The organism is Streptomyces sp. NPDC054813, assembly GCF_053611365.1.
This window is the reverse complement of sequence record NZ_JBSHAF010000005.1, coordinates 396,592-410,897: the sequence shown is the minus strand read 5'-3', so window position 1 is coordinate 410,897 and position 14,306 is coordinate 396,592. Positions and strand designations below refer to the sequence as shown.

Genomic DNA, 14,306 nt, shown 5'->3' with positions numbered 1-14,306 from the left:
GCACAAAGAACGTCATCGTGGCTTGTTGTGAGCTAACCCACACGGAGCGCAAACCGGGCTGTACGGGTGATTCGTTTCCAATCCCGGTCCCCGCTGCCGTGCCGTACGCGCCGTGCAGGCCGGTTGATTGACCGGGCGACACGGTGGACTAAAGTGACGCGAAGCGGGAGGCGAGGCTCTCCCCGCTGGTGAAATCCCCTGGAGACCCCGGCACGGCGCCCGGACCGTCTCCCCACGTGCGCGGCGCGCGTACCGAGCGGGCGGGGACCCGGCGGTGCGTATCTCCCGCGCGGACCTGAGAGGCCCCCTTGAGCCAGAGTCGACACGTTCCGGTGATGCTCCAGCGGTGCCTGGATCTGCTGGCACCCGCCTTGGAGGCGCCGGGCAGCGTGGTCGTCGACTGCACCCTCGGCCTCGGCGGCCACAGCGAGGCGCTGCTGGCCCGCTTCCCCGAGGCCCGTCTGGTCGCCCTTGACCGCGACAAGGAGGCCCTGCGCCTGTCCGGCGAGCGCCTCGCCCCCTTCGGCGACCGCGCCACCCTGGTGCACGCCGTCTACGACGAGCTGCCCGACGTACTCGAACGTCTCGGCATCGCGCGCGTGCAGGGCGTGCTGTTCGACCTCGGCGTCTCCTCCATGCAGCTCGACGAGGCGGACCGCGGCTTCGCCTACGCCCAGGACGCCCCCCTCGACATGCGCATGGACCAGACGACCGGGATCGGCGCCGCCGAGGTCCTCAACACCTACCCGGCCGGTGACCTGGTGCGCATCCTGTTCGCGTACGGCGAGGAGAAGCAGGCCAAGCGGATCGTCTCGGCGATCGTCCGGGAGCGCGAGAAGGAGCCCTTCAGCAACAGCGCCCGGCTCGTCGAGCTGATCCGGGACTCCCTGCCGCAGGCCGCCAAGCGCACCGGCGGCAACCCGGCCAAGCGCACCTTCCAGGCGCTGCGCATCGAGGTCAACGGCGAACTGGCCGTCCTGGAAAGGGCGATCCCGGCCGCGGTGCAGGCCCTCGCGGTCGGCGGTCGGATCGCCGTACTGTCGTACCACTCGCTCGAAGACCGCCTCGTCAAGCAGGTGTTCGCGGCCGGTGCCGCCACCACCGCGCCGCCCGGGCTGCCGGTCGTGCCCGAGCAGTACCAGCCCCGGCTCAAGCTGCTCACGCGCGGTGCCGAACTTCCCACCGAGGAAGAGGTCGCCGAGAACCGCCGGGCCGCGCCCGCGCGTCTTCGAGGGGCCCAGCGCATCAGGGAGTCCATTGAATGAGCGGCGTGAGCACGCTGGGTTTCCGGACCCGCCGGAGGACACGTGAGTAGGAAACCCGAGCTGAAAGGGCGGGCCGCCCGGCTCGCCCGGCTCTTTCCGGTCGGCCGGGCCAACCAGGCCGCCCGCACCCCGTTCGTCCTGCTGGTCGTCCTGCTGCTCGGCGGCGGCCTGATCGGCCTGCTGGTGCTGAACTCGGCGCTCAGCGAGGGCTCGTTCAGACTCGACGACCTGCAGAAGCAGACCAAGAACCTCACCGACGAGGAACAGGCCCTGCAGCGGGACATCGACGCCTACTCCGCCCCCGACGCCCTCCAGCGCCGGGCCCGCGAACTCGGCATGGTCCCCGGCGGCGACCCGGCCTTCCTCGGCTCCGACGGCACCGTCAAGGGTGTCCCCAGCACCGCCGCCCTCCGGGGGACCACCACCCAGCCGCCCGCCCCCGAGGCCATCGGCACGCCGTCCGCCGCCGTACCGACGCCGGCCGGCTCCGCCGCCGTACCGACGCCGGCCGGCTCCGCCGCGGTGACCGCACCGACAGCCACGCCGGTCACCACACCGGTGACGACCCCGGCGCCGGCACTCACGCCCGTGACGACCCCGACCACGACCCCCGGCAGGTGACGGACGTGCCAGACACTTCTGGAGAAAGGCAGTCGCCGCGCCGCCGCGTGCCCGGCCCCGCCCGGCCGCCCCGCCCCCGGGAGCCCCGGGGCGCGGTCCGGCGCGGCCCCGGCCCCGGCGCCCGCCCGGTCCGCCGCCCGGGCGCGCCGCGCCCCCCGGCCCAGCGCCCCCTGCGGCTCGGCAGCCCCCGGCCCCGGCTGCGCATGGTCGGCTTCGCCCTGACCCTGGTGCTGCTGGTCTTCGTCGGGCGCCTGCTCCAGGTACAGGCCGTCGACGCCAGCGCGTACGCCGCGAAGGCCGAACAGAACCGGTACGTGGTGCACACCCTGGCCGCCGAGCGCGGCGGGATCACCGACCGCAACGGCGTGGCGCTGGCGATCAGCGAGGACGCGTACGACATCACCGCCGACCCCACGATGTTCACCAGCAAGCAGCTCAAGGTGAACGACGGCCCCGAGCAGGCCGCCGCACTGCTCGCCCCGATCCTCGGCAAGGACCAGGCCGCCCTCGTCAAGCTGCTGCGGCCCGAGAACCGGGAACTGCGCTACGTCCGGCTCGCCGCCCGGCAGACCCCGCAGGTCTGGAAGCAGATCAAGGACCTGAAGACCGCGCTCACCAACAAGGCCGAGACCGGCGGTGGCACCGTCAACGTGCTCGCCGGTGTCTTCGCCGACCCCAGCAGCCAGCGCGTGTACCCGAACGGCGACCTGGCCGCCGGGATACTGGGCTGGGTCAACGCAGACGGCAAGGGCGGCGGCGGCGTCGAGCAGCAGCTCGACAAGCACCTGACCGGCAAGGACGGCAAGATCCGCTATGCCCAGTCCGGCGGCCGTGAGGTGCCCACCGCCGGCTCCACGGAGACCCCGGCCGTGCCCGGCTCGGACGTCGAGCTGACCATCGACCGGGACATCCAGTGGGCCGCGCAGAACGCCATCACCGAGCAGGTCAAGAAGTCCAAGGCGGACCGCGGCTATGTGGTCGTCCAGGACACCAGGACCGGGCAGATCCTGGCGATGGCCAACTCGCCCGGCTTCGACCCGAACGACCTGTCGACGGCCGACGCCGCCGCGATGGGCAACGCGGCCCTCCAGGACGCCTACGAGCCCGGCTCCACCGCCAAGGTGATGTCGATGGCGGCCGTCCTGGAGGAGAACGCCGCCACCCCGCTCACGCACGTGGTGGTGCCCAACCGGCTGCACCGCGGCGACCGGCTCTTCAAGGACGACGTCGACCACGCGACCTGGTACCTCACGCTCAACGGCGTGCTCGCCAAGTCCAGCAACATCGGCACCATCCTCGCCACCGGCCAGCTCGGCAAGACCCAGGAGCAGGCCAACCAGGTCCTCTACTCGTATCTGCGCAAGTTCGGCATCGGCGGCTACACCGGGCTCGCCTTCCCCGGCGAGACCCGGGGCATCCTGGCCGCCCCGGCCAAGTGGTCCACCTCGCAGCAGTACACGATCCCTTTCGGTCAGGGTTTCTCCATCAACGCCATGCAGGCGGCCTCCGTCTACTCGACGATCGCCAACGGCGGGGTCCGGGTGGAGCCCACCCTGGTGCGCGGCTCCAAGGGCGCCGACGGCCGCTTCACCCCGTCCGCGCAGCCCAAGAAGACCCGTGTGGTCAGTGAGAAGACCGCAAAGACGCTCGCCGAGATGCTGGAGTCCGTCGTGGACGACGAGCAGGGCACCGGCGCCAAGGCGGCCATCCCCGGCTACAACGTCGCGGGCAAGACCGGTACCGCCAACCGAGTAGATCCGGCCACCGGCAGATATCGCGGCTACACCTCGTCGTTCGCCGGGTTCGCGCCCGCGGACAAGCCCCGCATCACCGTCTACTGCGCCATCCAGAACGCCACCGCCGGCAGCTACTTCGGCGGCCAGATCTGCGGCCCGATCTACAAGCAGGTGATGGAGTTCGCCCTCAAGACCCTGCAGATCCCGCCGACCGGTGCCAAGGCGGCGAAACTGCCCGTCGACTACAAGCCCTGATCAGCGCCTCAGCTTTTCGGAAAGACCACCAGGAACGAGCCCGTGACAACGATCACCCCCGATCCCGGGAACCACCGGGCCCCCGAGCCCTCACTTCGCTCCGGAGCGGGTGCGCCCGGTACGCTCACCGCCGTGCCACACGCTGATCAGTCCCAAACCACCCAGAAGGGCGCTTCCGTGACATATCCGGGGCCGCCCAGGCCGGTTCAGGTCTCCGCCACACCCCTCGCGGAGCTCGCCGATCAGCTGGGCGCCGCCGTCCCGGACACCGCGGACACGGTGGAGGTCACGGGCATCACCCATGACTCGCGCGCGGTCCGCCCCGGCGACGTGTACGCCGCCCTGCCGGGGGCCCGGCTGCACGGTGCCGACTTCGTCGCCCAGGCCGCCGGCCTCGGCGCGGTCGCCGTGCTGACCGACCCGACGGGCGCCGAACGCGCCGCCGCGACCGGCCTGCCGGTCCTGGTCGCCGACGACCCGCGCGCGCGGATGGGCGAACTCGCGGCCACCATCTACGGTCACCCCGGGCGCGACCTGCTCCAGATCGGCATCACCGGCACCTCCGGCAAGACCACCACGGCCTACCTGGTCGAGGGTGGTCTGAAGAGAACGCGCAGCACCGGACTCATCGGCACCGTCGAGATGCGCATCGGCGACGAGCGCATCAAGTCCGAGCGCACCACCCCCGAGGCCACCGACCTCCAGGCCCTGTTCGCCGTCATGCGCGAGCGCGGCGTCGAGGCGGTCGCCATGGAGGTCTCCAGCCACGCCCTGGTCCTCGGCCGGGTCGACGGCTGCGTCTTCGACATCGCCGTCTTCACCAACCTCAGCCCGGAACACATGGAGTTCCACTCCGACATGGAGGACTACTACCGGGCCAAGGCGCAGCTCTTCACGCCGAGACGCAGCAAACGGGGGGTGGTGAACGTCGACGACGAGTACGGCCGCAGGCTCGCCCGCGAGGCCGGCGTCCCGGTCGTCACCTACTCCGCCGAGGGCCACCCCGACGCCGACTGGCGGGCCGCGGACGTCCACATCGGCCCGATGGACTCGACGTTCACCGTCGTCGGGCCCGGGGGCGTCCAAGTCGCCGCCAAGTCGCCGCTGCCGGGCCCCTTCAACGTGGCGAACACCCTCGCCGCGATCGTCGCCCTGGCCGCCGCGGGCCTCGACCCGCAGACCGCCGCCGACGGCGTCGCCGCCGTCCCGGGCGTCCCGGGCCGCCTGGAGCGGGTGGACGCCGGACAGTCCTACCTCGCGGTCGTCGACTACGCCCACAAGACGGACGCCGTCGAATCGGTCCTCAAGGCCCTGCGCAAGGTCACCAAGGGCCGGCTGCACATCGTCCTCGGCTGCGGCGGCGACCGCGACAGGACGAAGCGGGCCCCGATGGGCGCCGCCGCGGCCCGGCTCGCCGACACGGCCGTACTGACCTCCGACAACCCGCGCTCCGAGGACCCGCTCGCCATCCTCGCGACCATGCTCGAAGGCGCCGCCACGGTGCCCGCCCACGAGCGCGGCGAGGTGCTCCTCTTCGAGGAGCGGGCCGCCGCGATCGCCGCGGCCGTCGCCCGCGCCCACCCCGGCGACACCGTGCTGGTCGCCGGCAAGGGCCACGAGCAGGGCCAGGACATCGCCGGAGTGGTCCGTCCGTTCGACGACCGCCAGGTGCTTCGCGAAGCTATCCAGAAGACCCAGGGATGAACTTGTGATCGCCCTCTCCCTCGCCGAGATCGCAGCAGTCGTCGGCGGGCAGACGCATGACATACCGGATCCGTCCGTCCAGGTCACCGGGGAGGTCGTCCGGGACTCCCGCGAGGCGGGCCCCGGCAGCCTGTTCGCCGCCTTCGTGGGCGAGCGCGTGGACGGCCACGACTTCGCCGCCCAGGTCGTGGGACAGGGCGCGGTCGCCGTTCTGGCGTCCCGCCCCGTCGGCGTGCCCGCGATCGTCGTGGACGACGTCCAGACCGCCCTCGGCGCCCTCGCCCGCCATGTCGTACGACGGCTCGGCGCGACCCTGGTGGCCCTCACCGGCTCGGCCGGCAAGACCAGCACCAAGGACCTGATCGCCCAGGTGCTGCGCACCAAGGCGCCGACCGTGTTCACGCCGGGCTCGCTCAACAACGAGATCGGCCTGCCGCTGACCGCCCTGTCCGCCACCGAGGAGACGAAGTTCCTGGTGCTGGAGATGGGCGCCCGCGGCATCGGACACATCCGCTACCTGACGGATCTGACGCCCCCGAGGATCGGCCTGGTCCTCAACGTCGGCACCGCCCACATCGGCGAGTTCGGCGGCCGTGAGCAGATCGCCCAGGCGAAGGGCGAGTTGGTGGAGGCCCTGCCCCCGGCCGAGGACGGCGGCGCCGCGATCCTCAACGCGGACGACCCCCTGGTGCGGGCCATGGCATCCCGTACCAAGGCGAAGGTGGTCCTTTTCGGAGAGTCGGCCGAAGCGGACGTACGCGCCGAGAACGTACGACTCACGGACACGGGACAGCCCGCGTTCAGCCTTCACACACCCTCCGGTGCAAGCGATGTGACCATGCGCCTGTACGGTGAGCACCACGTGTCGAACGCGCTCGCCGCGGCCGCCGTCGCCCATGAGCTGGGCATGTCCGCGGAAGAGATCGCCACCGCGCTCTCCGAGGCTGGCTCCCTCTCCCGCTGGCGTATGGAGGTCACCGAGCGCCCGGACGGCGTGACCATCGTCAACGACGCCTACAACGCCAACCCCGAGTCCATGCGAGCCGCGCTGCGCGCGCTCGCGGCCATGGGCCAGGGGCGCCGCACGTGGGCGGTGCTCGGCAAGATGGCCGAGCTCGGGGACGAGGCGCTCGCCGAGCACGACGCGGTCGGACGGCTCGCCGTCCGGCTCAATGTCGGCAAGCTCGTCGCGGTCGGGGGAGTAGAAGCCTCCTGGCTGCAACTGGGCGCATATAACGAGGGTTCGTGGGGTGAGGAGTCGGTGCACGTGTCCGACGCACAGGCGGCGGTCGACCTGTTGCGCAGCGAGTTGCGCCCGGGGGACGTCGTCCTCGTGAAGGCGTCACGGTCGGTGGGCCTGGAGAGTGTTGCCCAGGCGCTCCTCCAGAGCGGTGCCGAGGGTGTTGATGCCCGATGATGAAGCAGATCCTCTTCTCGGGCGTCATCGGTCTCTTCCTGACGCTGATCGGCACTCCGCTGCTGATCAAGCTCCTCGCGCGCAAGGGCTACGGCCAGTACATCCGTGACGACGGCCCGCGCGAACACGCCAGCAAGCGCGGTACGCCGACGATGGGCGGTATCGCCTTCATCCTGTCGACGGTCGCCGCCTACTTCCTGTCCAAGGTGATCACCGGCTACGCCCCGACCTACTCGGGTGTGCTGGTGCTCGGCCTGATGTGCGGCATGGGCCTGGTCGGCTTCCTGGACGACTACATCAAGATCGTCAAGCGGCGTTCGCTGGGTCTGCGGGCCAAGGCGAAGATGGCCGGCCAGCTGATCGTCGGCATCTCCTTCGCGGTCCTCTCGCTGCAGTTCCCGGATGCCATCGGCAACACCCCGGCGTCCACCAAGCTGTCCTTCATCACGGACTTCGGCTGGACCATCGGCCCGGTGCTGTTCGTGGTCTGGGCGCTGTTCATGATCCTCGCGATGTCCAACGGCGTGAACCTGACGGACGGTCTGGACGGTCTCGCCACCGGCGCCTCCGTGCTCGTCTTCGGCGCCTACACGTTCATCGGCGTCTGGCAGTTCCAGGAGTCCTGCGCCAACGCGATGACCCTGACCAACCCCAACGCCTGCTACACGGTCCGCGATCCGCTGGACCTCGCGGTCATCGCCTCCGCGCTGATGGGTTCCTGCCTCGGCTTCCTGTGGTGGAACACCTCGCCGGCCAAGATCTTCATGGGCGACACCGGTTCGCTCGCGCTCGGCGGTGTCCTCACCGGCCTCGCGATCCTGTCCCGCACGGAACTCCTCGTCGCCCTCATGGGCGGCCTGTTCGTCCTCATCACCATGTCGGTCGTCATCCAGGTCGGCTCCTTCCGGCTCACCGGAAGGCGCGTCTTCCGGATGGCACCACTCCAGCACCACTTCGAACTCAAGGGCTGGTCCGAGGTACTTGTGGTGGTCCGCTTCTGGATCATCCAGGGTATTTGCGTGATTGTCGGACTCGGCCTCTTCTATGCGGGATGGGCAGCGGACAAGTGACCTCCTCGGTGTCCCCGGAATTCCACGGCACGCACGTCACCGTCGCCGGGCTCGGCGTCTCCGGCGTCCCGGCGGCGAAGGTGCTGCACGCGCGCGGGGCGATCGTCACGGTCGTCAACGACGGCGACGACGAGCGCGCGCGTGCGCAGGCCGCGGAGCTGGAGGCGCTCGGCATCACCGTGCGTCTCGGCGACGGCGCCACCCTGCCGGAGGGCACCGAGCTGATCGTCACCGCGCCCGGCTGGAAGCCGGACAAGCCGCTGTTCGCGGCGGCCCGTGCGGCGGACGTGCCGATCTGGGGCGACGTCGAACTCGCCTGGCGGCTCAGGGGCCCCGACGCGGCCCCCTGGCTGGCCGTCACGGGCACCAACGGCAAGACCACCACCGTCCAGATGCTGGCGTCGATCCTGAAGGCCGCCGGCCTGCGCACGGCCGCCGTCGGCAACATCGGCGTCTCGCTGCTCGACGCGGTCCTCGGCGACGAGGAGTACGACGTCCTGGCCGTCGAGCTGTCCAGCTATCAGCTGCACTGGGCGCCCTCCCTGCGCGCCCACTCGGCGGCCGTACTGAACCTCGCCCCCGACCACCTCGACTGGCACGGCTCCATGGAGGCGTACGCCAGGGACAAGGGCCGTGTCTACGAGGGCAACCGGGTCGCCTGCGTCTACAACGTCGCCGACAAGCTCACCGAGGATCTGGTGCGGGAGGCCGACGTCGAGGAGGGCTGCCGGGCCATCGGCTTCACCCTCGGCACCCCGGGGCCGTCCCAACTCGGTGTCGTGGACGGCATCCTGGTGGACCGCGCCTTCGTCGAGAACCGGCAGAAGAACGCCCAGGAGCTGGCCGAGGTCTCCGACGTCAACCCGCCCGCCCCGCACAACATCGCCAACGCCCTTGCCGCGGCGGCCCTGGCGCGCGCCTTCGGGGTGCCCGCCACGGCCGTACGGGACGGGCTGCGGAACTTCACCCCGGACGCCCACCGCATCGCGCACGTGGCCGACGTGGACGGGGTCGCGTACATCGACGACTCCAAGGCGACCAACACGCACGCGGCGGAAGCCTCGTTGGTGTCGTATGAGTCGATCGTATGGATTGCGGGCGGTCTGGCGAAGGGCGCGACCTTCGACGAACTGGTCGCCAAGTCGGCAAAGCGGCTTCGCGGCGTGGTGCTGATCGGCGCCGATCGCGCCCTCATCCGGGAGGCCCTCGCGCGACACGCGCCGGAAGTACCCGTCGTCGACCTCGACCGGACCGACACTGGGGCGATGCTCGCGGCGGTCCAGGAGGCGCGGCGACTCGCTGTCGCCGGAGACACGGTGCTGCTTGCCCCTGCCTGTGCCTCCATGGACATGTTCGCCAACTACAACAAGCGCGGTGACGCGTTCGCTCAGGCTGTTCGCGAACTCGGCGCCTGACCCGGCCGCCAGCCGGGCGACCTTGGGAGGGACGCGTGGGACGCTCGACGTTCAGCGGAGGCGTTGATGCCCGGTAGCCGCACCGGCCGACCGCCCGTACAGCGAGCAGTCCGCAGGCCCGCGGCCCCCCGCGCGTCGCGCGACAATCCGCTGCGGCGGCTCCACACGCGCCTCCACCGGGCCTGGGACCGGCCGCTGACCGCGTACTACCTGATCCTCGGCGGCAGCCTGCTGATCATCGTGCTGGGTCTGGTGATGGTCTACTCGGCCTCCCAGATCACCGCGCTGCAGATGTCGCTGCCGGGTTCGTTCTTCTTCCGCAAACAGTTCCTGGCCGCCTGTATCGGGGGCGTGCTGCTGTTCGTGGCGTCCCGCATGCCGGTGAAACTGCACCGGGCGCTCGCCTACCCGATCCTCGCCGGTGCCGTCTTCCTGATGGCCCTGGTGCAGGTCCCCGGGATAGGGATGTCGGTCAACGGCAACCAGAACTGGATCTCCCTGGGCGGCTCCTTCCAGATCCAGCCCAGCGAGTTCGGCAAGCTCGCCCTGGTGCTCTGGGGCGCCGACCTGATGGCGCGCAAACAGGAGAAGCGGCTGCTGACCCAGTGGAAACACATGCTGGTGCCGCTGGTCCCGGTCAGCTTCCTGCTGCTCGGCCTGATCATGCTCGGCGGCGACATGGGTACCGCGATCATCCTGACCGCGATCCTGTTCGGCCTGCTCTGGCTGGCGGGGGCACCCACCCGGCTGTTCGCCGGGGTGCTGTCGATCGCCGGCCTGCTCGGTGTGATCCTCATCAAGACCAGCCCCAACCGAATGGCCCGGCTCGCCTGTATCGGCGCCACCGAGCCCAAGAGCGGCGTCGCCGACTGCTGGCAGGCGGTTCATGGCATCTACGCCCTGGCCTCCGGCGGACTTTTCGGCTCCGGACTCGGTGCGAGTGTGGAAAAATGGGGCCAACTACCCGAAGCCCACACCGACTTCATCTTCGCCGTCACCGGTGAGGAACTGGGGCTGGCGGGGACGCTGTCGGTACTGGCTCTCTTCGCGGCTCTAGGCTATGCGGGTATCCGCGTGGCCGGACGCACGGAGGACCCCTTCGTGAGGTATGCCGCGGGAGGCGTGACCACCTGGATCACCGCACAGGCGGTGATCAACATCGGTGCGGTGCTCGGCCTGCTGCCGATCGCCGGCGTCCCGCTCCCGCTGTTCTCCTACGGGGGCTCCGCCCTGCTGCCGACCATGTTCGCCATCGGGTTGCTGATCGCCTTCGCGCGCGACGAGCCCGCTGCGCGGGCGGCGCTTGCGATGCGGCAACCTCGCTTTGGTAGAAAGCGGGGAGGCGGGGGCCCGCAGGGGCCTCGGAGATGGAACACGATGCGACGGCGTGCCTCCGCGGTGCGCTCGTCCGGAGAGCGGTGAATTTCGGTGCATGTCGTACTCGCTGGTGGGGGGACCGCCGGCCACATCGAGCCCGCGCTCGCCCTCGCGGACGCCCTGCGCAGGCAGGACCCCACCGTGGGGATCACGGCCCTGGGCACGGAGCGCGGGCTGGAGACCAGGCTGGTGCCCGAGCGCGGCTACGAGCTCGCCCTGATCCCGGCGGTGCCGCTGCCCCGCAAGCCCACCCCTGAACTGATCACCGTCCCGGGACGGCTGCGCGGCACCATCAAGGCGGCCGAGCAGATCCTGGAGCGCACCAAGGCGGACTGCGTCGTCGGCTTCGGCGGCTATGTCGCCCTGCCCGGCTATCTCGCCGCCAAGCGCCTCGGTGTGCCGATCGTGATCCACGAGGCCAACGCCCGGCCCGGCCTCGCCAACAAGATCGGCTCCCGGTACGCCGCCCGGGTCGCGGTCTCCACCCCCGACAGCAAGCTGCGCGACGCCCGCTACATCGGCATCCCGCTGCGCCGCTCTATCTCCGTCCTGGACCGGGCCGCCGCCCGCCCCGAGGCCCGCCACCGCTTCGGCCTCGACCCCAACCTGCCCACGCTGCTGGTCTCCGGCGGCTCCCAGGGTGCCCGCCGCCTCAACGAGGTCGTCCAGCAGGTCGCGCCCTGGCTGCAGCAGGCCGGTATCCAGATCCTGCACGCGGTCGGCCCGAAGAACGAACTGCCGCAGGTGCACCAGATGCCAGGGATGCCCCCGTATGTCCCGGTAAGTTACCTGGACCGGATGGACCTCGCGTACGCCGCGGCCGACATGATGCTCTGCCGCGCGGGCGCGATGACCGTCGCCGAACTCTCCGCCGTCGGACTCCCGGCCGCCTATGTCCCGCTGCCCATCGGCAACGGTGAACAGCGGCTGAACGCTCAGCCGGTGGTCAAGGCCGGCGGCGGCCTGCTGGTCGACGACGCGGAACTCACCCCGGAGTGGGTGCAGCAGAACGTCCTGCCCGTGCTCGCCGATCCGCACCGGTTGTACGAGATGTCCCGCGCGGCAAGCGAGTTCGGCCGCCGGGACGCCGACGACCTGCTCGTCGGGATGGTGTACGAGGCGATCGCCTCCAGCCGTTAGGCCGTATGACGAAAGGCAAGTGAGCAGCGTGGCCGGACCGACCACCGCCGAGCGCGGTCAACGCCAGCAGGAGTCGTCCGGCCCGCCGCCCGCCCGGCGATGGAGGAACCGCCGCTTTCGTACGATCGTCATTCTGGTCCTGGGAGTTGTGCTCCTGGGTTCCGGTTCCGTCTGGCTGCTGTACGGCTCCTCGTGGCTGCGCGTACGACACGTCTCCGTCTCCGGTACGGTCGTTCTGACGCCCGGGCAGGTGCGGGAGGCGGCCGACGTCCCCGTCGGGGCGCCGCTGATCTCCATCGACACCGACGGCCTCGAGGCCCGACTGCGCCGCAAGCTGCCCCGAATTGACGAGATTGACGTCGTCCGTGCCTGGCCTCATGGAATCGGGCTGAAAGTGACCGAGCGCATGCCGGTTCTGCTCATCGAAAAGGGTGGAAAGTTCACCGAAGTGGACAAGGAAGGCGTCCGTTTCGCGACGGTTTCACAGGCGCCGAAAGGCGCTCCGGCGCTGGAATTGAGTCTGTCCCGGTCGGGTTCGGCCACCGCGAGTCTGCGCCGTTTCGGCACCGACCGGCTGGTGCGGGAAGCCGTGGCGGTCGCGGGTGACATTCCGGCCGCCGTCCGCCGGGACACCCGAACCCTCAAGGTCCGTTCCTATGACGACATCACGCTGGAGTTGAGCGGCGGCCGCAGGGTCGAGTGGGGCAGTGCCGAGAACGGCGCCGCCAAGGCGCGCACGCTCACCGCGCTCATGAAAGCCGCTTCGGGTGCCCGGTACTTCGACGTGAGTGTTCCCACCGCGCCTGCGTCATCAGCGAGTTGACGCACATCAGCGCAGGCCAGCACCCTGGTTGGGCACTGCTACGGCTGATCACATAGGGTGAAAAGAAAAACGGGAGGTTCGGCGTGTTCGTTGAACGCGCGCCACTTGTCGACTTAGTGTCCTGTTCAGAAGACTCCAGGGAACAGACACACTGGTAACCCTAAACTTCAACGTTAGGGTTCGGGTCGGCGCTACGGACCGTCCCAATCGGCATCTGCCGTCCCACGCGGGCATCGCATGGCGACGGCAACGTAATTCGAGGCGAGAGGCCTTCGACGTGGCAGCACCGCAGAACTACCTCGCAGTCATCAAGGTCATCGGTGTCGGCGGCGGTGGTGTCAATGCCATCAACCGGATGATCGAGGTCGGTCTCAAGGGCGTCGAGTTCATCGCCATCAACACCGACGCACAGGCGCTGTTGATGAGCGACGCCGACGTCAAGCTCGACGTCGGCCGTGAACTCACCCGTGGACTCGGCGCCGGCGCCAACCCGGCCGTCGGCCGCAAGGCCGCCGAGGACCACCGTGAGGAGATCGAGGAGGTCCTCAAGGGGGCCGACATGGTCTTCGTGACGGCCGGCGAAGGCGGTGGCACCGGCACCGGCGGCGCCCCCGTCGTGGCCAACATCGCCCGCTCGCTGGGCGCCCTCACCATCGGCGTGGTCACCCGCCCCTTCACCTTCGAGGGCCGGCGCCGCGCCAACCAGGCCGAGGACGGCATCGCGGAACTCCGCGAAGAGGTCGACACCCTCATCGTCATCCCGAACGACCGGCTGCTCTCCATCTCCGACCGCCAGGTCTCGGTCCTCGACGCCTTCAAGTCGGCCGACCAGGTCCTGCTCTCCGGTGTCCAGGGCATCACCGACCTCATCACCACCCCCGGTCTGATCAACCTCGACTTCGCCGACGTCAAGTCCGTCATGTCCGAGGCCGGCTCGGCCCTCATGGGCATCGGCTCGGCCCGTGGCGACGACCGCGCGGTGGCCGCCGCCGAGATGGCGATCTCCTCGCCGCTCCTGGAGGCCTCCATCGACGGCGCCCGGGGCGTCCTGCTCTCCATCTCCGGCGGCTCCGACCTCGGCCTGTTCGAGATCAACGAGGCCGCCCAGCTGGTCAGCGAGGCCGCCCACCCCGAGGCCAACATCATCTTCGGCGCGGTCATCGACGACGCCCTCGGCGACGAGGTCCGGGTCACGGTGATCGCGGCCGGCTTCGACGGGGGTCAGCCCCCGGCCCGCCGGGACACCGTGCTCGGCTCGTCCTCGGCCTCGTCCTCGGCCCGCCGCGAGGAGCCCACTCCGGCCCGGCAGCCCGAGTCCCGCCCGTCCTTCGGCTCGCTCGGCAGCGTGACCCCGAAGGAGGAGCCGGAGCCGGCGCCCGAGCCGGTGGCCGACATCCCGGTCGCCCCGCCGGTCCCGCCGTCGCGTTCCTACACGGACAGCGCGGCCGAGGAACTGGACGTACCGGACTTCCTCAAGTGATCC

11 protein-coding genes are annotated in these 14,306 nt (G+C 70.4%); all 11 read left to right on the top strand.

Going from position 1 to position 14,306, the window contains the following annotated elements; all coding sequences use genetic code 11:
• Window positions 1-308: 308 nt before the first annotated feature.
• The 11 genes from rsmH (at window position 309) to ftsZ (ending at window position 14,303) form a co-directional block, all read left to right on the top strand.
• Window positions 309-1,265: a 16S rRNA (cytosine(1402)-N(4))-methyltransferase RsmH gene (gene rsmH, locus ACWGJB_RS12770; protein ID WP_453380191.1), complete on the top strand. Its 957-nt coding sequence runs from the start codon at window positions 309-311 to the stop codon at window positions 1,263-1,265.
• A gap of 42 nt (window positions 1,266-1,307) precedes the next feature.
• Window positions 1,308-1,886 (top strand): FtsB family cell division protein, encoded by a 579-nt coding sequence (locus tag ACWGJB_RS12765; RefSeq protein ID WP_453380190.1) that lies wholly within the window; start codon window positions 1,308-1,310, stop codon window positions 1,884-1,886.
• A 5-nt stretch (window positions 1,887-1,891) separates the two neighbouring features.
• Window positions 1,892-3,877 carry a peptidoglycan D,D-transpeptidase FtsI family protein gene (locus ACWGJB_RS12760; protein WP_453380189.1) on the top strand — a complete coding sequence of 662 codons (1,986 nt, stop codon included), beginning with the start codon at window positions 1,892-1,894 and terminating at the stop codon, window positions 3,875-3,877.
• A gap of 42 nt (window positions 3,878-3,919) precedes the next feature.
• A complete protein-coding gene (locus ACWGJB_RS12755; protein WP_453380188.1) occupies window positions 3,920-5,581 on the top strand; it encodes a UDP-N-acetylmuramoyl-L-alanyl-D-glutamate--2,6-diaminopimelate ligase in 1,662 nt (553 codons plus the stop codon).
• 4 nt (window positions 5,582-5,585) lie between these two features.
• Window positions 5,586-6,998 (top strand): UDP-N-acetylmuramoyl-tripeptide--D-alanyl-D-alanine ligase, encoded by a 1,413-nt coding sequence (locus tag ACWGJB_RS12750; protein ID WP_453380187.1) that lies wholly within the window; start codon window positions 5,586-5,588, stop codon window positions 6,996-6,998.
• The gene (mraY, locus tag ACWGJB_RS12745) at window positions 6,998-8,068 is read left to right on the top strand and encodes a phospho-N-acetylmuramoyl-pentapeptide-transferase (protein ID WP_360482513.1); all 1,071 of its coding nucleotides are present in this window, start codon (window positions 6,998-7,000) and stop codon (window positions 8,066-8,068) included. Before ACWGJB_RS12750 ends, mraY begins: the two co-directional genes overlap by 1 nt.
• Window positions 8,050-9,483, top strand: a complete 1,434-nt coding sequence (gene murD / locus ACWGJB_RS12740) for a UDP-N-acetylmuramoyl-L-alanine--D-glutamate ligase (RefSeq protein ID WP_453380186.1) — start codon at window positions 8,050-8,052, stop codon at window positions 9,481-9,483. The genes mraY and murD overlap by 19 nt, the downstream gene beginning before the upstream one ends.
• 66 nt (window positions 9,484-9,549) lie before the next feature.
• Window positions 9,550-10,905, top strand: a complete 1,356-nt coding sequence (ftsW, locus tag ACWGJB_RS12735; RefSeq protein WP_453380185.1) for a putative lipid II flippase FtsW — start codon at window positions 9,550-9,552, stop codon at window positions 10,903-10,905.
• A 6-nt stretch (window positions 10,906-10,911) separates the two neighbouring features.
• Window positions 10,912-12,000, top strand: coding sequence for an undecaprenyldiphospho-muramoylpentapeptide beta-N-acetylglucosaminyltransferase (gene murG / locus ACWGJB_RS12730; RefSeq protein ID WP_453380184.1), 1,089 nt, complete (start codon window positions 10,912-10,914; stop codon window positions 11,998-12,000).
• 28 nt (window positions 12,001-12,028) lie between these two features.
• Window positions 12,029-12,823, top strand: coding sequence for a cell division protein FtsQ/DivIB (locus ACWGJB_RS12725; protein ID WP_453380290.1), 795 nt, complete (start codon window positions 12,029-12,031; stop codon window positions 12,821-12,823).
• Between the two features lie 277 nt (window positions 12,824-13,100).
• The gene (ftsZ, locus tag ACWGJB_RS12720; RefSeq protein ID WP_450760010.1) at window positions 13,101-14,303 is read left to right on the top strand and encodes a cell division protein FtsZ; all 1,203 of its coding nucleotides are present in this window, start codon (window positions 13,101-13,103) and stop codon (window positions 14,301-14,303) included.
• Window positions 14,304-14,306: the final 3 nt, after the last annotated feature.